The 20,732-nt window shown below is 70.6% G+C and carries 19 protein-coding genes; 15 read left to right on the top strand and 4 right to left on the bottom strand.

The window, feature by feature from the left end:
- Positions 1-28: 28 nt before the first annotated feature.
- From AB0B96_RS03615 to AB0B96_RS03625, 3 genes are all read left to right on the top strand, one after another.
- Positions 29-961, top strand: a complete 933-nt coding sequence (locus tag AB0B96_RS03615; RefSeq protein WP_362896183.1) for a YihY/virulence factor BrkB family protein — start codon at positions 29-31, stop codon at positions 959-961.
- Positions 962-1,025: 64 nt separating this feature from the next.
- On the top strand, positions 1,026-1,379 hold the full coding sequence (locus AB0B96_RS03620; RefSeq protein ID WP_362896185.1) for a PadR family transcriptional regulator: 354 nt from the start codon (positions 1,026-1,028) through the stop codon (positions 1,377-1,379).
- Entirely contained in the window at positions 1,376-2,557 is a 1,182-nt protein-coding gene (locus AB0B96_RS03625; RefSeq protein WP_362896187.1) for a hypothetical protein, read from the top strand. The genes AB0B96_RS03620 and AB0B96_RS03625 overlap by 4 nt, the downstream gene beginning before the upstream one ends.
- Before the next feature lie 233 nt (positions 2,558-2,790).
- Here AB0B96_RS03625 and AB0B96_RS03630 read toward each other — a convergent pair whose 3' ends face one another.
- Positions 2,791-3,999 carry a D-alanyl-D-alanine carboxypeptidase gene (locus AB0B96_RS03630; protein WP_362896189.1) on the bottom strand — a complete coding sequence of 403 codons (1,209 nt, stop codon included), beginning with the start codon at positions 3,997-3,999 and terminating at the stop codon, positions 2,791-2,793.
- 87 nt (positions 4,000-4,086) lie between these two features.
- Between AB0B96_RS03630 and AB0B96_RS03635 the strand changes: the two genes are divergently transcribed.
- Entirely contained in the window at positions 4,087-4,305 is a 219-nt protein-coding gene (locus AB0B96_RS03635; protein ID WP_350943452.1) for an SCO4848 family membrane protein, read from the top strand.
- Here the strand turns inward: AB0B96_RS03635 and AB0B96_RS03640 are convergent.
- Positions 4,264-5,679: a peptide ligase PGM1-related protein gene (locus tag AB0B96_RS03640; protein ID WP_350943453.1), complete on the bottom strand. Its 1,416-nt coding sequence runs from the start codon at positions 5,677-5,679 to the stop codon at positions 4,264-4,266. The two genes, AB0B96_RS03635 and AB0B96_RS03640, sit on opposite strands and share 42 nt — an antisense overlap.
- A gap of 537 nt (positions 5,680-6,216) precedes the next feature.
- Between AB0B96_RS03640 and AB0B96_RS03645 the strand changes: the two genes are divergently transcribed.
- From AB0B96_RS03645 to AB0B96_RS03695, 11 genes are all read left to right on the top strand, one after another.
- A complete protein-coding gene (locus tag AB0B96_RS03645; RefSeq protein WP_362896191.1) occupies positions 6,217-7,458 on the top strand; it encodes a M20 family metallopeptidase in 1,242 nt (413 codons plus the stop codon).
- Positions 7,459-7,758: 300 nt separating this feature from the next.
- Positions 7,759-8,838 carry a BMP family ABC transporter substrate-binding protein gene (locus tag AB0B96_RS03650; protein ID WP_362896193.1) on the top strand — a complete coding sequence of 360 codons (1,080 nt, stop codon included), beginning with the start codon at positions 7,759-7,761 and terminating at the stop codon, positions 8,836-8,838.
- A 122-nt stretch (positions 8,839-8,960) separates the two neighbouring features.
- Entirely contained in the window at positions 8,961-10,484 is a 1,524-nt protein-coding gene (locus AB0B96_RS03655) for an ABC transporter ATP-binding protein (RefSeq protein WP_362896417.1), read from the top strand.
- 127 nt (positions 10,485-10,611) lie between these two features.
- Positions 10,612-11,760 carry an ABC transporter permease gene (locus AB0B96_RS03660; RefSeq protein ID WP_362896195.1) on the top strand — a complete coding sequence of 383 codons (1,149 nt, stop codon included), beginning with the start codon at positions 10,612-10,614 and terminating at the stop codon, positions 11,758-11,760.
- Positions 11,757-13,040, top strand: coding sequence for an ABC transporter permease (locus AB0B96_RS03665; protein ID WP_362896197.1), 1,284 nt, complete (start codon positions 11,757-11,759; stop codon positions 13,038-13,040). Before AB0B96_RS03660 ends, AB0B96_RS03665 begins: the two co-directional genes overlap by 4 nt.
- Before the next feature lie 48 nt (positions 13,041-13,088).
- On the top strand, positions 13,089-13,553 hold the full coding sequence (locus AB0B96_RS03670) for a cytidine deaminase (protein WP_362896199.1): 465 nt from the start codon (positions 13,089-13,091) through the stop codon (positions 13,551-13,553).
- Between the two features lie 2 nt (positions 13,554-13,555).
- Positions 13,556-14,836, top strand: coding sequence for a thymidine phosphorylase (locus AB0B96_RS03675; RefSeq protein WP_362896201.1), 1,281 nt, complete (start codon positions 13,556-13,558; stop codon positions 14,834-14,836).
- A gap of 165 nt (positions 14,837-15,001) precedes the next feature.
- On the top strand, positions 15,002-15,613 hold the full coding sequence (locus AB0B96_RS03680) for a hypothetical protein (RefSeq protein ID WP_362896203.1): 612 nt from the start codon (positions 15,002-15,004) through the stop codon (positions 15,611-15,613).
- A 56-nt stretch (positions 15,614-15,669) separates the two neighbouring features.
- Positions 15,670-16,026: a cupin gene (locus tag AB0B96_RS03685; RefSeq protein WP_362896205.1), complete on the top strand. Its 357-nt coding sequence runs from the start codon at positions 15,670-15,672 to the stop codon at positions 16,024-16,026.
- A gap of 171 nt (positions 16,027-16,197) precedes the next feature.
- A complete protein-coding gene (locus AB0B96_RS03690) occupies positions 16,198-17,277 on the top strand; it encodes an adenosine deaminase (protein ID WP_362896207.1) in 1,080 nt (359 codons plus the stop codon).
- Between the two features lie 32 nt (positions 17,278-17,309).
- Positions 17,310-18,107: a hypothetical protein gene (locus AB0B96_RS03695; RefSeq protein ID WP_362896209.1), complete on the top strand. Its 798-nt coding sequence runs from the start codon at positions 17,310-17,312 to the stop codon at positions 18,105-18,107.
- A gap of 55 nt (positions 18,108-18,162) precedes the next feature.
- Here AB0B96_RS03695 and AB0B96_RS03700 read toward each other — a convergent pair whose 3' ends face one another.
- Together AB0B96_RS03700 and AB0B96_RS03705 are read right to left on the bottom strand one after the other, a co-directional pair.
- Complete coding sequence (locus AB0B96_RS03700; RefSeq protein WP_362896211.1) at positions 18,163-19,806, bottom strand: phospho-sugar mutase; 1,644 nt, start codon at positions 19,804-19,806, stop codon at positions 18,163-18,165.
- Positions 19,807-19,820: 14 nt separating this feature from the next.
- On the bottom strand, positions 19,821-20,624 hold the full coding sequence (locus AB0B96_RS03705; RefSeq protein WP_362896213.1) for a purine-nucleoside phosphorylase: 804 nt from the start codon (positions 20,622-20,624) through the stop codon (positions 19,821-19,823).
- Positions 20,625-20,732: the final 108 nt, after the last annotated feature.

Here is a 20,732-nt window from a genome sequence, read left to right on the forward strand (position 1 = left end):
GACGGCGGTGATTGGGTAGGGGGCGCACGTGACAAGCGTGCTGGAACGTATCCAATCGGCCCGTGAGCGGTTCGGGAGGGCGTTTGGTGCGGCCCGGATCAGGTGGCGATGGCTGGATCATCTGGTCAGGACCTTCCAGCGCTACCAGATCCAGTCCGGTGACCGGCTCGCCGGAGCGGTCAGCTACTTCGCCTTCCTGTCGTTCTTCCCGATCATCGCGCTCGCCTTCGCGGTCTTCGGCTATTTCCTCTCCGTCAGGCCCGACGCCATCGTGACCCTGCAGACGGCGATCAACCAGTATCTGCCGGGCCTCGCCGACAAGCTGCCGATCCAGCAGATCGCCGAGTCCCGGACCAGTGCCGGGATCATCGGCCTGCTCGGGCTCCTCTACGCCGGACTCGGCGCGATCGACGCGCTGCGCGGCGCGTTGCGCGAGATCTTCATGACGACCGAGGCGCCGCTCAACTTCGTCCTGGCCAAGCTGAGGGATCTGGCCGCGCTCCTGCTCATCGGCACCACGCTGGTGTTGTCGGTGCTGATCGGGGGGTTCGCCACCCAGGCGAGCGGGGTCGTGGCCGGGTGGCTCGGTCTGGCGGGTTCGCCGGTGGCCACCGTCACGATCTGGCTGGCGGGATTGACGGTGAGCGTGCTCACCGACGTCGTGGTCTTCCTGGTCATCCTGCGCTGGCTGGGCCGCTCCAGGCAGCCGCTGCGGGTGCTGCTGCGCGGCGCGCTGTTCGGCGCGGTCGGTTTCGCCCTGCTCAAGCAACTCGCCGTGCTCATCCTTTCCGGCACCCTGAACAATCCCGTCTACGGGGTGTTCGCCGTGGTCGTCGGCCTGCTGGTCTGGCTCAACCTCTCGGCTCGGGTGATCATGTACGCCGCCGCCTGGACCGCCACCGCGTCCCTCGGCCCCCCGCCCGATCCCACCCCGGTCCCGACGACCGCCCTCCGCGCCTGATCCCCCGCAATCCCGCGAGCTCCGCCGCTCGCTATATCTTGTTCCCCGATATATGTTGTCAGGCATGACTCCGAGAGTGATGACGGAGCCGGCGTTTCTCATCCTCACCGCGCTGGTCGCCGAGCCGTGTCACGGCTACGGCATCGTGCGGGAGGTCGAGGAACTGTCCGGCGGGCGGGTTCGGCTCAAGGTCGGCACGCTTTACGGCGTGCTCGACCGGCTCGCGGGCGACGGGCTGGTGGCCCTCGACCGCGAGGAGGTCCAGCAGGGACGGCTGCGCCGTTACTACCGGATCACCGACTCCGGTTCACGGACGCTGGAGGCGGAGGCCGTCCGGCTCGCGGAGAACGCGAGGACCGCCGTCGACCGTCTCCGCGCCCGGCAGGGCCGCCCCTCCGTCGCGGGAGGCCCCGCGTGAGAGAGAGCGAGGACGCCCACGTGAAAGAGGGCGAGGGCGCCCAGGTGAGGGGGAGCGGGGACGCCTACGCGAAAGAGGGCGAGGACGCCCGCGTGAGGGAGGGCGGGGACGACGGTGCGCCGACGAGCCTGCTGGAAAGGCGCTACCGCCACTGGCTGCGCCTGCTGCCCGCCTCCTACCGCGCCGAGCGCGAGGAGGAGATGGTCTCGGTGTTCCTGGAGGGCTCGCCCGGCGTCTCCGACGCCGACGGGCCCCGGCCGCGCTGGTCGGAGATCGCCAGTATCGCCGTGCTCGCGGTCCGGGTCCGCCTCGGCGGAGCGGGTGGCGCGGAGCCCAGATTCCTCGCGTGGGGCGAGACGGTCCGCCTGACGGCCCTGCTGGGACTGGGCCTCCAGGCGTTCCTCGGCACCCTGACCGCCGTGGTCGCCCTGCGTGCGTACGGGATGATCGGCACGGCCGAGCCCCTGCTCGCACAGGCGGCGGGTCCGGCGGGGTCGCCTGAGCGGCTCGCGAACATCCTGGGGGTTCTCACCGGCCCCCTGTGGTTCGCCCCGTTCGCGGCGCTCCTCCTCGGTCACCCCCGCGCGGCCAGAACGCCGGCGCTTGTCGCGCTCGCGGCGGGGCTGCCGATTCTGGTCCAGACGTCCCTGAACGGCTTCCCCGGGCTCGCGCTCGCCGGCCTTCTGGCTCCCCTGGTCACCGTGACGGCCCTGTGGGCCGGTTTCCAGCGGGACTCGCGCCCCGCGCGGCGGTCACCGTGGCTTCTGCTCCCTCCGCTCGCCGCCGGTGTCGCCGTCGCCGCGCTGTACGAGGTGATCGCGTCTCCCGCCGCGACCGTCGCCTGGGTATGGCCGTGGCTGGACGAGCTCGGCCTCAGAAGCGCGTTCGTCCTGGGGGCCGGCGTCGCGTACGTCTGCGTGCACGCGTACGCACCCGCGCGGCGCACCCCGTCGTGGCCGCTGGCTCTCGCGATCCTGGCGCTGCCGACGCTGTGTGCTCGCCTGGTCGGGCTGAGCCACCACTTCGGCTTCGCCGACGGGATAAGCCGGACCATCACCCTCGGCATGGTCGGCCAGGCGGTGCTGCTCCTCGCCCTCGTCGTCGGGGGTGTCGTCCTGGGGATGAGGATCCTTCCGGCGGCACCGGCCAGGAGCGGCCGGGGGCCGGTCAAGGGGTGAAGGGCCGCCCTTCGCGGCGGGGCCGTGCGTGCCGCCTCGGGTCGCTCCGGGGCGTACGCGTGTCCGGAGCGGATCTCTCCGAGGGGCGTGATGTCGCACGCACCGCCCGGAGCGGACGTTCGCCGGAGTGGAGGCGCCGGCGCCGATTCCGATGCGCGGGATCGTGCGCGCCGCCCGGAGCGGGTCGCTCCGGGCGGCGCCGGCTCTCGTGCGGGCTCTCTTGAGGGCTCTCGTCAGCGTGCCCGGCGGGAGCGTCCGCGCAGGCCGTACGCCAGCCAGGTCAGGCCACCGAGCAGGACGGTGAGCAGGACGGCGCCGAGGGCGTAGTAGGTGGCGGGGACTCCCTCGTCGGCGGGTCTCGTGGCCGCGGCCGGGTCCTGCGCGGAGACCGGAGCGGGGAGTTCGGGGGCCGCGGCAGGGGGCGCCGAGGCGGCGGGCCCGGTGGGCAGCGGGGCGGGCTCGGGGACCGGGTCGACCAGTTGGCCGACCGGGACGACCTTGCCGCGGTTGGCGAATCCCCAGTCGAGCAGGTCGGCGACCTCCTCCCAGAAGTAGCCGTCATGCCGCATGATCGACACGATGACGGTGTGGCCGTCGCGCTTCGCCGCGCCGACGAAGCTGCCCAGGGCCTTGGAGGTCCAGCCGTTCTTGACGCCGATCATGCCCTTGTAGCGCCAGAGCAGCTTGTTGTGGTTGCCGATCTCGTAGTAGCCCTTGGGCGCCGGGAACTTGTCGGTCTTTGTGCTGATATATCGCCGAAAATCGGCGTTGGCCAGGCCGGCGCGGGCGATCAGTGCCAGGTCGTAGGCCGAACTGCTCTGGCCGGGCTTGTCCAGCCCGCTCGGGGTCTTGGCCACCGTGTCGAACGCCTGCAGGCGCTTGGCCTCGGCGTTCATGTCCGCCAGGGTCGTGGCGAGGCCGCCGTTGGCCTCGGCGAGGGCCATCGCGCAGTCGTTGCCCGAGACCAGCATCAGCGCCTTGAACAGGTCCTCGACGGTGTAGAGAGGCTTGGGGACCAGGCCGACCGCGCTGCCCTCCTCGTTCACCGCGCGCCTGCTCGGCGTGATCTTCAGCTTCTTGTCCAGCTTGGGGATGAGGGTGAGGGCGGTGAGCGCCTTCAGCGTGCTCGCGGGAAGGTAGCGCCCGTGGGCGTCCTTGGCGGCCAGCACCTCACCGGTCTCGGCGTCGGCGATCACGTACGACTTCGCGGCCGTCTTGGGAGGGGCCTTCACACCCGCCGGGAGGATGAGACCTCGCCCCCCGAGCCGGGAGCCGCCGACCGGCTCCCTCTCGTGGCGCGCGGCCACTGGAACGGCACCCGTGCGCAGGTCCGGCGAACCGGCCGCCGCGGGCGCGTCCGCGACCCGGGCCTGTGCGGGCGCGCCGAGGAGGGCGGTCGCCGCGAGCAGCACCCCGACGGGTGCGACATGTTTGATCCCCATGATGAGCTCAGGGTAGCTTCGTACCGGTTCGCATGGAGTTACAGGTGCCCTGACCAGCTGCGAACCACTCGGCGGAATACTGACACCATGCGAATAACGCGAAAGACAGCCGCTTTCCTGATCGGCCTTGCCGCTTTCATGATCTTCGAATGGATCACCCTTGGCTTCAACCTGGCGGATGGTCATCCGACGGCCTTCTACGTGGTCCACGGAATCCTGATCGCCGTCAACATCGTGCTGGCGATCGTGCTCGGTGCGATCGGCCTACGCGCTCTGGCGAAGCGTGACGAGCGTCCTTCCGTGTAGCTCGGCGGCCTCCTCGGCGGAGTCGCCGATGCTGGTGAACCCGAGCTTGCCGTACTTCGTGACCCCGCCCAGCATGTGCAGCACGTTCCCGGTGCGGCGCTCGCGGTCGAAGCCGAGGCCCTCGTCGTGGATCAGCTTGACCACCTCACCGGGCAGACGGCCCCGAAGGGAGGGCGAGGCGCAGTTGTCCGTCGCCACGTAGTGCTTCGGCCGGCCCGCGTGCACGAGCGTGTGGCTTTCCGGATCGTACGACGCGCCGGTGGTCAGGAGGGCGGCGCCGAACGGGTGGGTGGTGCCGCCGATGCGCAGGTTGATCTCGCACATCAGCGTCCGGTAGCCGCCGTCGGTCTTGACGGCGAAGAAGTCGATGCCGAACAGCCCCACCACCCCGCGGCCCGCGAGGATCCTGGCGATCCGCTCGGCGTACTCGCCCAGCTCGGCCCGGTACTCCTGCCGGGCGGGGAAGCAACAGCCCTGGTAGACGTCGCCGTTGGGGCCGCCGAGGACCTGCTCGTGGGTGGCGACCACGTCGTACGAGCCGCCGGGGGTGATCCGGGCCAGCGCGCTGGGGGAGCGCAGCGGCCGGTCCTCGATGAACTCCTCGATCACCGCTCCCCGCTCGGCGACCTTCTCGGCGAACGTCGTCCAGTTCTCGTCGGAGGCGGAGAAGCTCGTGGGGCAGGAGGCGAGTGGCCGGTCGTCCTTGGTCACGATGGCGTTGCCGAGCCCCGAGTAGCTGTTGTTGAGCTTGACCATGAGCCTGCTCGCGGGCTTCATCGCGCGGGCGGCGTGTTCCACCTCGGTCAGTGAGCGCAGGTCGCCGAAGCCCCTGACCAGCGGCACCCCTGCCTCGTCGCCGATCACGCGCCCGCCGCTCTTGGAACCCAGGTGGGCGAGGGAGGTGGCGGGGCCGTAGATCGGCAGGGAGAGGATCCCCGCGAGGCGCTCCTCGTACTCGCTCACCACGAACGGCACCATCCAGGCGGGTCTGTCGTTCCTGCCCGCGTCCGAGGGGACGTCGCCCTGCGGGGGGTCGCCGAGGGCGGCACGGATGCGCGCGATCACGTCCGGGCGGCGCAGCAGCGCCTCGGTGAGCGGATGCGTGTCAGGATCATCCAAACTGATCATCCGCAGGCGGGTACGGGCCTCGTCGGGATCGTCGAGGAAGCCCAGGTAGTAGTCCACGACCGCGCTGTCCACCGGCGTCGAGGTCAGGTAGACGACCTCGACCTTCGGCTTCCTCAGGGTGAGGAGGAGAAACAGCAGCCGCTCCTCGTAGGAGAGGGCGCCGGTGATCCTGCGCAGCTCATCCTGGGGAAGCGACAGCGAGGGGAGGACCACCAGGGTGCCCTCGTCCGGTTCGAATATGCTCAAACGCGACTGCCTCTCCCCGAATGGGATGTTAGTGATCATGTGAGGAGTGAAACACGCATTCCTCCCGTTTGCATCACTCCGCCGGGTTCGATGACCGGCACCTGAGGTCACGTAAATTGCCAGGTCGGCGATGTTTGGGAATGGTCCGGTGGTGACGTCCCCCCGGTACCCGCCCTCCCCCGATACGACCATCGTCTCATAGTCAATTTGGGCTATCTTTCCTGGTCATCCCGGGTCGGAAGGTGTACGAGTGGGGCATGGGGTGCCAAAACATTTGGCCTGGATGTCGGCGAGCTGCTCGGGAGGAGGGATAAAGTCGTTGTCATCGCCAACGCGACGGCTTCCCCGGGGCACCGGCCTGCCGCTCACGCGTCGGTGACCGACCAGCCCGTGCTGACGCGGCCCGTGAGACCCCACTCCGGTCCGTCGGTGCGGCGATCGCTTTTTTCGAGACTGCCTCGTGGGTTTCGAGATCCTGGGCAGTTGCACGGTGCGTCGAGGATCCAGAGCCCGCCGGCGCGGATGGGACGGTGTGCAATGCGGGGGCGTAATTTGCGGGGAGAGCTCGACACGTTCCTCGCCGGTCGTGAGCAGGAGCTCATCGCTTTCCGCCGGGACCTGCACATGCATCCCGAGCTCGCGTTCGCCGAATACCGCACGACGCAGCGCGTCGCCGAGCGCCTCACCGCCGCGGGGCTGGTCCCCTCGGTGCTGCCGCGCGGCACCGGCCTGCTCTGTGACGTCGGCAGCGGCGACGGCCCGACCGTGGCGCTGCGGGCCGACCTCGACGCGCTGCCCGTGCCCGACGAGAAGGACGTCCCCTACAGCTCGACGGTCCCCGGCGTGTGTCACGCCTGCGGGCACGACGTGCACACCACGATCCTGCTCGGCACCTCGCTCTTCCTCGCCCAGCAGGCCGAGGCCGGTCTGCTGCCCGGCAGGGTCCGGCTGATCTTCCAGCCCGCCGAGGAGCTTCCCGGCGGCGCGCTGGAGGTGATGGCCTCGGGCGGCATCAGCGGCGTGGACCGCATCTTCGGCCTGCACTGCGACCCCCGGCTGGACGTCGGCAAGGTCGGCCTCAAGGTCGGTCCGATCACCTCGGCCTGCGACAGGGTCACGATCCGGGTGAGCGGTCCCGGCGGGCACACCGCCAGGCCGCACCTCACCGCGGACCTCGTCTTCGCGCTCGCCAAGATCCTCACCGAGCTCCCCGCCGCGCTCTCGCGCCGGATCGACCCCCGTTCCTCGCTCAGCCTGGTCTGGGGCCGGGTCGAGGCGGGCTCGGTGGCCAACGCCATCCCGGACGACGGCGTCGCCGAGGGCACCGTGCGCTGCCTGGACGAGGCGGCCTGGCACGCGGCCCCCGACATGATCAAGTCGCTGCTCGAGTCGGTCGCCGGCGCGTACGGCGTCGAGGCCGAGATGGAGTACGTGCGCGGCGTGCCGCCGGTGGTCAACGACAAGGTGAGCGTGCAGATGCTCGCCGAGGCCGCCGAAGGCGTGCTCGGCGAGGGTGCCCCCGTGCCGACGGAGCAGAGTCTGGGCGGTGAGGACTTCGGCTGGTATCTGGAGTCCATCCCCGGCGCGTTCGCGAGGCTCGGCACCCGCGAGCCGGGGTCGGCGCACCTGGCCGACATCCACCAGGGCACCTTCGACGTGGACGAGAGCGCGATCGGCACCGGGGTACGTTTCCTCGCGGCGACCGCGCTCACCGCCCTGTGGGAGGGGCAGCGCCCCGTCGCGGGCGACACGCTCATGGCCGTGAACGCCGACAAGTAGCGGGTTCCTGACATCTAGTCAGACGAAAAGTCCGGACATATCCTGAGGAACCAGCCGATGGTCCCCGAAGAAGATCATCGGCTCCCGGGCGGACGCGCAGGCGTCGGGCCGTGGCGGACGTCCGGAGCTACCGACAGGTAACCCTGCCCGGTTTTTGGGTCACAAGGTGGCCTGAGCTGGATAACGGACCTGTTGCGGACTCATGCGTTGGTTTGGTCAACCCTGATGGACCAACTATCTTCCGTGCAGGGTTGCCGTGCGTCTCTTCGCGCGTGCACTGAAACGCGAAGGGAGTCCATCTTGCTTCAGAACCGATTCGGCAAGCTGGCCGCGACCGCACTGGCGGGCAGCATGCTCATGGGAGCTGCCGCGTGTGGTGGAAGCGAGGAACCGGCCACGTCGGCGCAGCCGAGCGGGGCCGCCAGCAGTGAGGCGTCGGCGGCGACGGGACCGAAGGTCGGTCTCGCGTACGACATCGGCGGGCGTGGCGACCAGTCGTTCAACGACTCCGCGGCGGCGGGCATCGACAAGGCCAAGGCCGAGCTGAACCTGGCCGAGGTCAGCGAGCTGGAGGCCGGTAACGGCGAGACCGAGGCGGCCAAGGAGGAGCGGCTCCGCCTGCTCGCCGACGGCGGCTTCAACCCGATCATCGCCGTGGGGTTCGCGTACTCCAACCCGGTGAAGAAGGTCGCGACCGAGTTCCCCGACGTCAAGTTCGCGATCGTCGACGACGCGGCGGCCGAGGCTCCCAACATCTCGAACCTGCTGTTCGCCGAGCACGAGGGCTCCTTCCTGGTCGGTGCCGCGGCGGCGCTGAAGAGCAAGAAGAACCACGTGGGCTTCGTCGGCGGCGTGCAGGTGCCGCTGATCAACAAGTTCGAGGCCGGATTCGCCGCGGGCGCCAAGGCCGTCAAGTCGGACGTGAAGATCGAGGTCAAGTACCTCACCCAGCCGCCGGACTTCACCGGCTTCAGTGACCCGGCCAAGGGCAAGACCGCGGCCGAGGGCATGTTCGACGCGGGCGCCGACGTGGTCTACCAGGCCGCGGGCGGCTCCGGTGGCGGCGTGTTCGAGGCGGCGAAGGCGGCCAAGGGCCTCGCCATCGGCGTCGACTCCGACCAGGCGAAGACCGCCGCCGCCGACCTGCAGAGCGTCATCATGACCTCCATGGTGAAGAAGGTCGACGTCGCCGTCTTCGACTTCCTGAAGAGCTTCACCACCAACCAGGTGAAGGCCGGCAGCACGATCTACGACCTCAAGGCCGACGGCGTCGACTACTCCACCACCGGTGGCCAGGTCGACGACATCAAGGCCCAGCTCGACGAGTACAAGCAGAAGATCATCTCCGGCGAGATCACCGTTCCGGACAAGACCTCCTGACCTGGTACTAATGAGGGGCCCGGCGGACATTTCCCCCGGGCCCTTTGTCCTACCTTGATCAACATCTGTTCCACTTTCACCACCACGTTCCGTATCGGGGCATCCGTACGGAGGAGGCCGTCATCAGCACCTCGGCACCGGCCGTCGAACTCTCGGGCATCACCAAACGATTCCCCGGCGTCGTCGCCAACCGCGACATCTCCCTTTCCGTGCGACAGGGCCACGTGCACGCCGTCGTCGGCGAGAACGGCGCGGGCAAGTCCACCCTCATGAAGATCCTGTACGGCATGCAGCGCCCGGACGAGGGGAAGATCCGCGTCAACGGCGAGGACGTGAGCTTCCGCTCCCCGGGCGAGGCGATCGCCGTGGGCATCGGCATGGTCCACCAGCACTTCATGCTGGCCGACAACCTCACCGTCCTGGAGAACGTGGTCCTCGGCAGCGAGCCCAGAAAGGGCGGGATCGCCCTCGACTTCGGCACCGCGCGAAGAAAGATCAAGGAGATCTCCGACTCGTACGGACTCGGCGTCGACCCCGACGTCACCGTCGAGGACCTGGGCGTCGGGGCCCGCCAGCGGGTGGAGATCCTGAAGGTCCTCTACCGGGGTGCCCGGATCCTCATCCTGGACGAGCCGACCGCCGTGCTCGTGCCGCAGGAGGTGAAGGAGCTCTTCGCCAACCTGCGCGAGCTGGTCCGCGAAGGGCTGACGATCATCTTCATCTCGCACAAGCTGGACGAGGTGCTCTCGGTCGCCGACGCCATCACCGTCATCCGGCGCGGCACGACCGTGGCCAGCGTGGACCCCAAGGACGTGACCGCGAGGCAGCTCGCCGAGCTGATGGTCGGCAGCGAGCTGCCCAGCCCGGAGACCCGCGAGTCCACCGTCACCGACACGGTGGCACTGTCGGTGCGCGACCTCACCGTCCTGTCCGCCGACGGCCGCCGCGTCGTGGACGACGTGGGCTTCGTGATCCGCAGGGGCGAGGTGCTCGGCATCGCCGGGGTCGAGGGCAACGGCCAGGCCGAGCTGGTCGAGGCGATCATGGGCATGCGCCCGGCCGACGGCGAGATCCGCCTCGGCGAGCACGACATCTCCGGCTGGACGACGCTGCGCCGCCGCGAGGCCGGCATCGGCTACATCCCCGAGGACCGCCACCGGCACGGCCTGCTGCTCGAGGCCCCGCTCTGGGAGAACCGGATCCTCGGCCACCAGACGCGGCGACCCAACGTGAAGGGCCCCTGGATCGACCGTGCGGGAGCGCGAGAGGACACCCGGCGCATCGTCGAGGCGTACGACGTCCGCACCCCGGGCATCGACGTGGACGCCTCGGCGCTGTCCGGCGGCAACCAGCAGAAACTGATCGTCGGCCGGGAGATGAGCGGGGAGCCCGTCTTCCTGATCGCCTCCCACCCGACGCGCGGCGTCGACGTGGGCGCGCAGGCCGCGATCTGGGACCACCTGCGCGCGGCGCGCGCCGCGGGCCTCGCGGTCCTGCTGATCTCGGCCGACCTCGACGAGCTCATCGGCCTGTCGGACACCCTGAAGGTGATCCTGCGCGGCCGGATCGTCGCCGAGGTGGATCCCAAGGACGTGACACCCGAGCGGCTCGGTTCGGCCATGACGGGTGCTGGAGAGGCGGCATGAACACCCACGTAGCGCACACGCCCCCGGGAGCGCGCGGTATGAACCCCCAGACGCACACGCCCTCCGGGACGCGCGGGACGCGCGGCACGAACACCCAGACGGCGCACACGCACCCCGGGACGCGCGGATGAGCCGGGAAAAGTCCACCTTCGCCGACCGGTTGCTCGGCAGGGTCTCCCCGGCGGGGCTGCTCTCGCTCGCCGCCCCGCTCGTCGCCATCGCGTTCGCCGCGGCGATCACCATGGTCATTCTCTCGATCATCGGCGCCCCGCCGCTCGACACGCTGGTCAGCATGGGCGAGTACGGCATCCGGCCGCGCTCGATCGCGCTCACCCTGAACGCCGCGACCTACTTCTACCTGTCCGCGCTCGCGGTGGCGATCGGGTTCAGGATGAACCTCTTCAACATCGGCGTCGACGGCCAGTACCGTCTCGCGGCGCTCACCGCCGCGGCCGTCGGCGGCGCGGTCACCCTGCCCGCCCCGCTGCACGTCGCGCTGATCATCTTCGTCGCGGTGCTGGTCGGCGCCGGATGGGCCTCGATCGCCGCTCTGCTCAAGGTGCGGCGCGGGGTGAGCGAGGTCATCTCCACGATCATGCTGAACGCGATCGCCACCTCGCTCGGCGCCTGGCTGCTCAACAAGGAGCGCCTCGCGGTCGAGGTCGCGGGCAGCAACAACATCGGCACCAGCCCGATCGGCCCCTCCGGCCAGGTGCCCGGCCTGGCGATCATCTCCGGCACCCAGACGAAGGTGTTCGGACTGATCATCCTGTCGGTCGTGATGGGCGTCCTCTACCACGTGGTGATCAACCGGACCCGCTTCGGCTTCAACCTGCGCGCCACCGGCCGCTCGGAGTCGGCCGCGGTGGCGAGCGGCGTGAACGTCAAGCGGATGATCCTCATCTCGATGATCCTGTCCGGCGGGGTAGCGGGCCTGGTCGGCATGCCGCAGCTGCTCGGGGCCTCCTACAGCTACAGCCTGGACTTTCCTCCCGGCCTTGGCTTCACCGGCATCGCGATCGCGCTGCTCGGCCGCAACCACCCGGTCGGCATCGCGTTCGGCGCCCTGCTGTGGGCCTTCCTCGACACCTCGGCGGGCATCCTGCAGATCCAGAAGATCTCCCCGGACATCGTCACCATCATGCAGGGCACGATCGTGCTCTCGGTGATCATCGCCTACGAGCTGGTCCACCGCTACCAGATCTCCGCCGAGCAGCGCCGGGTGAGCCGCCAGCTGGCGGACGCCACCCCGACCAGGGAAGGAACGCCGGCATGAGCCAGGGCGCCCTCACCACGCCGGAGGCTCCCTTCCTGGAGCCGAAGGCCCCCGCCCGCTTCAGGGTCACCTGGCGGGTCCTGCTGCTCGCCCTCGGCGCGCTCGTCCTGCTGCTCTCGTTCACGCGGACCGTCACCGGCGCCGTCGACCTCACCTCCGCGGGAGCGATCAACGCCTCCATCGCGCTCGCCATCCCCATCGGCCTGGCTGGTCTGGGCGGCCTGTGGGCCGAGCGGGCCGGAGTGGTCAACATCGGCCTCGAAGGCATGATGATCATGGGCACCTGGTGCGGAGCCTGGGGTGCGATCCAGTTCGGCAACCCGTGGGCGGGCGTCGTCGCGGGCGCGATCGGCGGGGCCCTGGGCGGCCTGCTGCACGCGATCGCCACCGTGACGTTCGGCGTCGACCACATCATCTCCGGTGTCGCGATCACCATCCTGGGTCAGGGCGTCACCGAGTTCCTGTCCAAGGTCACCTTCGCCGAGATGCCGGGCGGCGGCGACTCCCAGTCGCCCCCGGTGCCCAAGCCCGAGGTGGTGAGCGTGCCGTGGGACCGGATCGGGGACCCGCTCAGGGCACTGGAGGCCAAGCAGTGGTTCCTGCTGTCGGACGTGGCGGGCATCCTGCGCGGCCTGACCACGAACGTCTCGCTGCTCACGATCCTGGCGATCCTGCTCGTCCCGCTCTCGTACTACCTGCTGTGGCGCACCGCGTTCGGCCTGCGCCTGCGCTCCTGCGGGGAGAGCCCGGTGGCCGCCGAGTCGCTGGGCGTGAACGTCTACACCTACAAGTACATCGCGGTGCTCGTCTCCGGCGCCCTGGCGGGCCTGGGCGGCGCGTTCCTGTCGCAGGTGGCCGCGAGCGCCTACCGCGAGGGGCAGACCGGCGGGCGCGGCTTCATCGGCCTCGCCGCCATGATCTTCGGTAACTGGCGGCCGGGCGGGCTGGCCGGCGGCGCCGTGCTGTTCGGCTACACCGACGCGCTCCAGCTGCGCAGGGGCGGCGAGTCGGTGCACGCGCTGCTGCTCGTGGTGACGATCCTGCTCGTCGGGGTCGCCGTCTACCAGCTCGTACGGCAGAACCGGACGCGGGCCGCGCTGATCACCGGGGTCGCGGCGGTCGCCGTGTTCGTCGTGTTCGCGCTGACCGACAGCGTTCCCTCGGAGTTCACCTCCGCCACCCCGCACATCACCACGCTGCTGGTGCTCTCGCTGGCGGCGCAGCGGCTCCGCGCGCCTGCGGCGATCGGCCTGACGTACCGCAGGGGACAGAGTAAGTGATCGTGACACGCGCACCTCACGAGCGAATCTGATTCGATGGGCACCGAGATGAGCAGCGAAGCGAACACCGGCCCGACCGGTGAGCAGGGCATTCCGGACACTGAGCCGGGCGGCGGCCAGGGCATCGACTGGGCGGCGCTGAAGGCCGAGGCCGTACGGGCGATGGGGCACGCCTACGCCCCCTACTCCAAGTTCCCCGTCGGCGCCGCCGCGCTGGTGGACGACGGGCGGATCGTGTCCGGCTGCAACGTCGAGAACGCCTCCTACGGCATCGGGCTGTGCGCCGAGTGCGGGCTGGTGTCCTCGCTCCAGGCCACCGGCGGCGGCCGTCTCGTCGCGTTCACCTGCGTCGACGGGCATGAGGAGCTCCTCATGCCGTGCGGCAGGTGCCGCCAGCTGCTGTACGAGTTCGGCGGCCCCGAACTGCTGCTGGAGACCATCGACGGCCCGAAGCCGATGGCGGAGATCCTGCCCTACGCCTTCGGGCCCCACGACCTGAGCCGGGGAGCCTGAACATGGACGCCATCGACGTCATCGTCACCAAGCGGGACGGCAGGGAGCTGTCGGCCGAGCAGATCGACTGGGTGATCGACGCCTACACCAAGGGCGTCGTCGCCGACGAGCAGATGTCCGCGCTCGCGATGGCGATCCTGCTCAACGGCATGAACCGGCGGGAGATCGCCGAGTGGACCCAGGCCATGATCCGTTCCGGGGCGAGGATGGACTGGTCGTCGCTGCCGGGACCCACCACCGACAAGCACTCCACCGGCGGTGTCGGCGACAAGATCACGCTGCCGCTCGCGCCGCTCGTCGCCGCGTGTGGGGGATACGTCCCCCAGCTGTCCGGCAGGGGACTCGGTCACACCGGCGGCACCCTGGACAAACTGGAGTCCATCCCCGGCTGGCGGGCGTCGCTGTCCACCGACGAGATGCTCGACGTACTCGGCAAGGCCGGAGCGGTCGTCTGCGCGGCGGGCGACGGTCTCGCCCCCGCCGACAAGAAGCTCTACGCCCTCCGCGACGTCACGGGCACCGTCGAGGCGATCCCGCTGATCGCCTCCTCGATCATGTCGAAGAAGATCGCGGAGGGCACCGGCGCGCTCGTACTGGATGTGAAGGTCGGCTCGGGGGCCTTCATGAAGAACGTGGAGCAGGCCCGCGAGCTGGCCACGACCATGGTCGAGCTCGGCACCGACGCCGGGGTCGAGACGGTCGCGCTGCTGACCGCGATGGACCGGCCGCTGGGCCGGGCGGTGGGCAACGCCCTGGAGGTCGTCGAGTCGGTGGAGGTGCTCGCCGGAGGCGGACCCGCCGACGTGGTCGAGCTGACCGTACGGCTGGCGCGGGAGATGCTCCAGGCCGCGGGCATCTCCGGCGGCAAGGACCCCGAGACCGCCCTCGCGGACGGCTCCGCGATGGACGTCTGGCGCCGGATGATCACCGCACAGGGCGGCGACCCCGACGCCCCGCTGCCCAGGGCCGCCGAGACCATGGAGATCACCGTTCCCTCCTCGGGCGTGCTGTCCCGGCTCGACGCGTACGGCGTGGGCCTGGCGGCCTGGCGGCTCGGCGCGGGCAGGGAGCGCAAGGAGGACCCGGTGTCGTTCGGCGCGGGCATCGTGCTGCACGCCAAGCCCGGGGACCCGGTCCGCGAGGGGCAGCCGCTGATGACGTTGCACGCCGACGAGACCTCGCGCTTCGAGCGGGCGCTCGCTGCCCTCGAAGGCGCCTACACCGTCGGCGAGACCACCGACCCCGGCCTGCTGCCGCTGGTGATCGACCGCGTCACCGCCTGACGTCCGGTACGTCCTCGCGTCCGGAACGCCTCCGCCGCCAGGGGGACGTCGCGGTGCTTGACTCCTACCTCGACAAGATGTCACGATCCGGCGAGGGCGCATGTGGTCGGCCGGAGGGTGAACCTCTTCGGGGATCTGAGCATCTAACGGGGCAGGAGGCTCATCATGAACCGCACCCTCGTTCCTCTCGCGCTCGTCCCCGTGCTCCTGTTCGCGGCCGGCTGCGGCTCGGCCACGCAGACCGCGACCCCGTCCCCTGCGGACACGCCGACCACGGCCCCGGCGGATCCGTCCTCCACGTCGACCGCGTCCCCCACACCTTCCGCCGCCACCGCAGCCCTCCTTCCTCCGACGAGCACCAAGGAGATCGAGGTCGACCGCGCCATCTCCACCCAGCCGATCGTCACCGGGGCCCGGTTCGCCCAGCACCAGGGGTTCGACCGGGTGGTGATCGATCTCAAGGGCGAGTTGCCGGGCTACAGGGCGCGTTGGGTCCCCGAACTCGTCCAGGACGGCTCGGGAGACAAGGTCGACGTCAAGGGCGGGGCCTACCTGCAACTGACGATCACCCCGGCCGTCGCGCACACCGAGGCGGGCCAGTCCACCTGGAAGGGCGGCCCGATCTTCCAGGCCCAGCTGGGCAACGTCCAGAACGTGGTCAAGGTCGGCGATTTCGAGGGTGTGGTGAGCGTGGGGGTCGTCCTCGATCGCAAGGCGCCGTTCCGGGTCCTGGAGCAGAAGAGCCCGAACCGGCTGGTCGTCGACATCTCGCACTGAGAGCGCCGGGGAACCGGGTGGCGCACGGCCCCGAGACCGGGTGACAGACTGGCCTGATGGTACGCAAAATCGACAGCGCGACACGGATTCCCGTCCCCGGTGGCAAGACGATCGACGAATACGTCGGTCTGGCCAACAGCGGCGACCCTCGGATCTCGATCGCGTACATGAAGGCCCCGGCCGGGTGGGACGAGCCCGCTCAGACGCCGGAGTTCGCCGAATACACGCTGGTGCTCAAGGGCACCGTCATCGTGGAGCACGACGAGGGCACGACCGAGGTCGGCGTGGGGCAGGCGTTCGTGTGCGAGCCGGGGGAGCGGATCCGCTACAGCGCCGGCCCCGACGGCGCCGAGTACGTCGCGGTCTGCCTGCCGGCCTTCTCCCCGGAGACCGTCAACCGCGAGGGCGAGTGAGCCGGTGACGGTTCGTCGCGCGTCGATCCCGGTGTCTGCGTACCGGGATCGGCGCCGTGCCCCTTCGCGGTTCCCCTCGCGCGGGACACCGGTACGAACATTCCCAGGCCGGGCCGTGACGGCGCCTTCGCGCAGACCGACCGGTCAGGCCCCTGACGGTAAGGTTGCCGAATGAGTCAGCTACCCACTTTCGAGCAGATCCGCCTGGCTCCGAAGGTGTTGCTCCACGATCACCTCGATGGTGGCCTTCGGCCGGAGACCATCATCGAGCTGGCCCGCAAGTCGGGCTACGACAGGTTGCCCGCGACCGAGACGGAGAGCCTGCGCGCCTGGTTCAGGGAGTCCGCCGACTCCGGCTCGCTGGAGCGCTACCTGGAGACCTTCGACCACACGGTCGGCGTCATGCAGACGCGCGAGGCGCTGGTGAGGGTCGCCGCCGAGTGCGCCGAGGACCTGGCGAACGACGGCGTCGTCTACGCCGAGGTGCGTTACGCGCCCGAGCAGCACACCTCCGCGGGCCTGAGCCTCGAAGAGGTCATCGAGGCCGTGCAGGAGGGCTTCGACACCGGTTCGGCGGGCCGTGGCATCCGGGTGGGCACGCTGCTCACCGCGATGCGCCACCAGGCCAGGTCCATGGAGATCGCCGAACTCGCGGTCCGCTACCGCGACGCCGGGGTGGCGGGGTTCGACATCGCCGGAGCGGAGGCGGGCTACCCTCCCACCCGCCACCTCGACGCCTTCGAATACCTCCAGCGGGAGAACGCCCACTTCACCATCCACGCGGGCGAGGCGTTCGGCCTGCCGTCGATCTGGCAGGCGATCCAGTGGTGCGGCGCCGACCGGCTCGGTCACGGTGTCCGGATCATCGACGACATCTCCGTCCAGGACGACGCCGAGCCCAAGCTGGGCCGCCTGGCGGCCTACGTCCGTGACAAGCGCATCCCCCTGGAGATGTGCCCGACGTCCAATCTGCAGACCGGTGCGGCGGCCTCCATCGCCGAGCACCCGATCGGCCTGCTGCGCCGCCTGAACTTCCGGGTCACGGTCAACACCGACAACCGGCTGATGAGCGGTACGTCCGTCTCCGAGGAGTTCGCCAAGCTGTCGGAGGCGTTCGGCTACGGCTGGGACGACATGCAGTGGTTCACCGTCAACGCCATGAAGTCGGCGTTCCTGCCGTTCGACGAGCGCCTGTCGCTCATCAACGGCGTCATCAAGCCCGGGTTCGCCCGCCTCAAGTGGCAGGTGTGAACGGGCTCGCCCGAGTGAAGTGAGCTTTTCCGATGAAGCAGGTGTTCCGCTCCAACCTCGCGATGATCGTCGGCTGGGTCTGGATGGCCTTCGCCGCGGTCAACGCGGTCGATCTGGTCGTCCGCTACAGCGGGCGGATGTCGATGATCGCCGCGGCGGTGCTGGCGGTGCTGACCGCGCTGGTCTTCGTCGGCTGCCTGCGCCCGGCGATCCTCCTCACCGAGGAGGGCGTCCACGTCCGCAACCCGCTGAGAAACGCCTTCGTGCCCTGGCTGGGCGTGGACGAGGTCACGGTCTCCCACTCGATCACGATCACCTCCGGCGATGAGAGCATCCGCTGCTGGGTGCCGCAGACCTCCGCCCGCGAGCGGGCGGCGGCCGCGCGCAGGGGGAGGGCCGCGGCCACGCCCGCCCGGGGGCGCTTCAGGACCGAGCCGGTCCGCTCGAAGGCCGAGCAGGCCGCCGCCGAGGCGCTGGCGGGCAGGACCCACGCCGACTGGGTGGCCGAGCAGATCACCGAACGCGCGGAATCCGCCAGGCGCGCGGCCTCACTCGCCGCGACCACGAAGGACGACGCGACCGGGCCGGGGGCGGCGACCGAGGGTAGCGGCGGAACCGGAGCCGAGCCCGGAACGGGTGCTGTGTCCGAGGCGGGCGTCGTGTCCGAGGCCGGAGCCGCGCCTGAGGAGGGCGTCATACCTGAAGCCGGTGCCGCGTCCGAAGCGGGTGCCGCGCCCGGAACCGGCGGGCTCACGATCACCTGGTCGCCGGGCGCCCTGGCCGCGCTGGCCGCCGCCGCCCTGCTGGTGATCGCGGCCTTCCTCGCCTGACGGGGTCGGAGGCCGGGAGCCGTGATGGGGTCAGCGGCCGGGAGTCCTGGCCGGGTCAGAGGCCGAGGGCCTCGGTGAGGTCGGCCTTCAGTGCTTCGAGATCCCGCACCGCCCGCGTGCGGGCCTCGGAGACCTCGCCGGTCACCGGGACCACGACCTCCAGGTAGCACTTGAGCTTGGGCTCGGTCCCCGAAGGGCGGACGACGACCCGGGCTCCTCCCGCCAGGTGGTAGCGAAGGCCGTCGGTGGGCGGCAGCCCGCCCGCGCCGAGGCTCAGGTCGTCGGCGGCCTCGACCTCGCGACCGCCGAGCCGCGCGGGCGGCGCGTCCCGCAGGCGGGACATGGCCCCGGTGATCAGCGACAGGTCGGCCACCCGGAAGGACAGCTGGGAGGTGGCGTGCAGGCCGTGACGGCGGGCCAGGTCGTCCAGGAGATCGAGCAGGCCGCGACCCTCCAGCTTCGCCTGCGCGGCGATCCCGGCCACGGTCAGCGCCGCGCCGATGCCGTCCTTGTCGTGCACGGGCAGTCCGAGGTCGGAGCCGATGCTGTATCCCAGCGCCTCCTCGTACCCGAACCGCAGGCCCTCGCCTGCCTTCATGATCCACTTGAAGCCGGTGAGGGTCTCGGCGCAGCGCACCCCGTACTCGGCGGCGATCTTGCCGAGCAGGGACGACGACACGATGGTGGTCGCCACCAGGCGGCCGTCACCCGAGGTCCGCCGGATCACGTGCTCGCCCAGCAGGGCACCCACCTCGTCGCCGGTCAGCATCCGGTAGCCGCCGCCGGGCAGCGGCACGCCCACCGCGCAGCGGTCCGCGTCGGGGTCGTTGGCCAGCACCAGGTCCGCGCCGACGCGTTCGGCGAGCTCCAGGGCGAGGTCCATCGCGCCCGGCTCCTCCGGGTTGGGGAAGGCGACGGTGGGGAAGTCGGGGTCGGGCGCGGCCTGTGCCTCGACGGTCGCGGGCGCGTCGAACCCCGCGGCGGCGAAGGCCCGGGCCAGGGTGTCGCCGCCCACACCGTGCAGCGGGGTGTACGCCACCCGCAGCTCGCGGGCGTCACCGATCGGGAGCGCGGTCACCGCCTCCAGATAGGCGTCCACGACGCCGTCGTCCAGCTCGTTCCACGCCGGGTCGCCGGGGGAGCCGAGGGGCAGCTCGGAGACGGGCCCCGTCGCGTCGATGGCGGCGGAGATCTCGGCGTCGACCGGCGGCACGATCTGGGAGCCGTCGCCCCAGTAGACCTTGTAGCCGTTGTCGCGGGGCGGGTTGTGGCTGGCGGTGACGGTCACGCCCGCGTCGGCGCCGAGGTGGCGGACGGCGAAGGCGAGCACGGGGGTGGGCAGCGGCCGGGGGAGGACCGAGGCGCGCAGCCCGGCCCCGGTGAGCACGGCCGCGGTGTCGTGGGCGAAGGCGTCCGACTTGTGCCGGGCGTCGTAGCCGATCACGACGTGTTTGCCGGGGCCGAGTACGCGGGCGAGCCCGGCCGCGGCGCGCATGACCGTCACCCGGTTCATCCGGTTGGGGCCGGCGCCCAGCTCGCCCCGAAGCCCTGCGGTGCCGAACTCCAGCCGGGAGCCGAACCGCTCGCGCAGCGCGTCGCCGTCACCGCTCTCCAGCAGCTTCTTCAGCTCCGCGCGCGTGTCGGGGTCGGGGTCCTGGGCGAGCCAGGAACGGGCGAGCCCCGCGAGATCGCTGCTCATCGTCACCTCCCGGGTCACAGCTTGCCGACGACGCCGGCCAGCAGGCCGCCCATGCGCGCGGCGGTGGCGCGACCGACCTCCAGCACCTCCTCGTGGTTGAGCGGCTCGCCCACCAGTCCGGCGCCCGGGTTCGTGACCAGGGAGATGCCCAGCACCTCGGCACCGCCCTCGCGGGCCGCGATCGCCTCGAGCACGGTGGACATGCCGACCATGTCGCCGCCGAGGATGCGGCACATGCGAACCTCGGCCGGAGTCTCGTACGTCGGGCCGCGGAAGGCCACGTAGACGCCCTCTTTCAGCGAAGGGTCGGCCTCGCGGGCCAGTTCGCGCAGGCGCGGGGTGTAGACGTCGGTGAGGTCGACGAAGGTGGCGCCGGTGATCGGGCTGGCGCCGGTCAGGTTGATGTGGTCACTGATCAGCACCGCCTCGCCGACCTCCTGGGTCTCGGGGCGCAGGCCCCCGGCGGCGTTGGTCAGCACGACCGTGCCCACCCCGGCCTTGATCGCGGTCCGTACGCCGTGCACGACCGGGTCCACGCCGCGGCCCTCGTAGAGGTGGGTACGGCCCAGGAAGATCAGTGCGTTCTTTCCCGACTCGGTTCGTACGGCGCGGATCCGGCCCGCGTGGCCCTGCACGGCGGGCGGCGCGAAGCCGGGCAGATCGGTCACCGGGACCTCGGCGACCGTCTCACCGATCACGTCGGCGGCCGGGACCCAGCCGGAGCCCATCACCAGCGCGACATCGAAGGAGTCCACGCCGACGGCGCTTCTCAGCGCGTTCGCGGCGTCGGTGGCGAGTGCATACGGGTCATTGGTCACGTCAGTGAGCGTACCGGTCGTTCGCCTTCACACAGCGTTGTGTCCGCTGCTCAGGGGGAGTGCACGATCCCTCCCCTGCTCAAGTCCGTCTCCTCCTCGGATCCGTTT

Source organism: Streptosporangium sp. NPDC049046, assembly GCF_040649155.1.
Lineage (GTDB): Bacteria > Actinomycetota > Actinomycetes > Streptosporangiales > Streptosporangiaceae > Streptosporangium.

Coding starts and splice junctions, on each gene's coding strand:
- AB0B96_RS03620 (WP_362896185.1), top strand. CDS start 1,026: ATGACTCCGAGAGTGATGACGGAGCCGGCGTTTCTCATCCTCACCGCG.
- AB0B96_RS03630 (WP_362896189.1), bottom strand. CDS start 3,999: ATGGGGATCAAACATGTCGCACCCGTCGGGGTGCTGCTCGCGGCGACC.
- AB0B96_RS03635 (WP_350943452.1), top strand. CDS start 4,087: ATGCGAATAACGCGAAAGACAGCCGCTTTCCTGATCGGCCTTGCCGCT.
- AB0B96_RS03645 (WP_362896191.1), top strand. CDS start 6,217: ATGCGGGGGCGTAATTTGCGGGGAGAGCTCGACACGTTCCTCGCCGGT.
- AB0B96_RS03660 (WP_362896195.1), top strand. CDS start 10,612: ATGAGCCGGGAAAAGTCCACCTTCGCCGACCGGTTGCTCGGCAGGGTC.
- AB0B96_RS03665 (WP_362896197.1), top strand. CDS start 11,757: ATGAGCCAGGGCGCCCTCACCACGCCGGAGGCTCCCTTCCTGGAGCCG.
- AB0B96_RS03670 (WP_362896199.1), top strand. CDS start 13,089: ATGAGCAGCGAAGCGAACACCGGCCCGACCGGTGAGCAGGGCATTCCG.
- AB0B96_RS03675 (WP_362896201.1), top strand. CDS start 13,556: ATGGACGCCATCGACGTCATCGTCACCAAGCGGGACGGCAGGGAGCTG.
- AB0B96_RS03680 (WP_362896203.1), top strand. CDS start 15,002: ATGAACCGCACCCTCGTTCCTCTCGCGCTCGTCCCCGTGCTCCTGTTC.
- AB0B96_RS03685 (WP_362896205.1), top strand. CDS start 15,670: ATGGTACGCAAAATCGACAGCGCGACACGGATTCCCGTCCCCGGTGGC.
- AB0B96_RS03690 (WP_362896207.1), top strand. CDS start 16,198: ATGAGTCAGCTACCCACTTTCGAGCAGATCCGCCTGGCTCCGAAGGTG.
- AB0B96_RS03695 (WP_362896209.1), top strand. CDS start 17,310: ATGAAGCAGGTGTTCCGCTCCAACCTCGCGATGATCGTCGGCTGGGTC.
- AB0B96_RS03700 (WP_362896211.1), bottom strand. CDS start 19,806: ATGAGCAGCGATCTCGCGGGGCTCGCCCGTTCCTGGCTCGCCCAGGAC.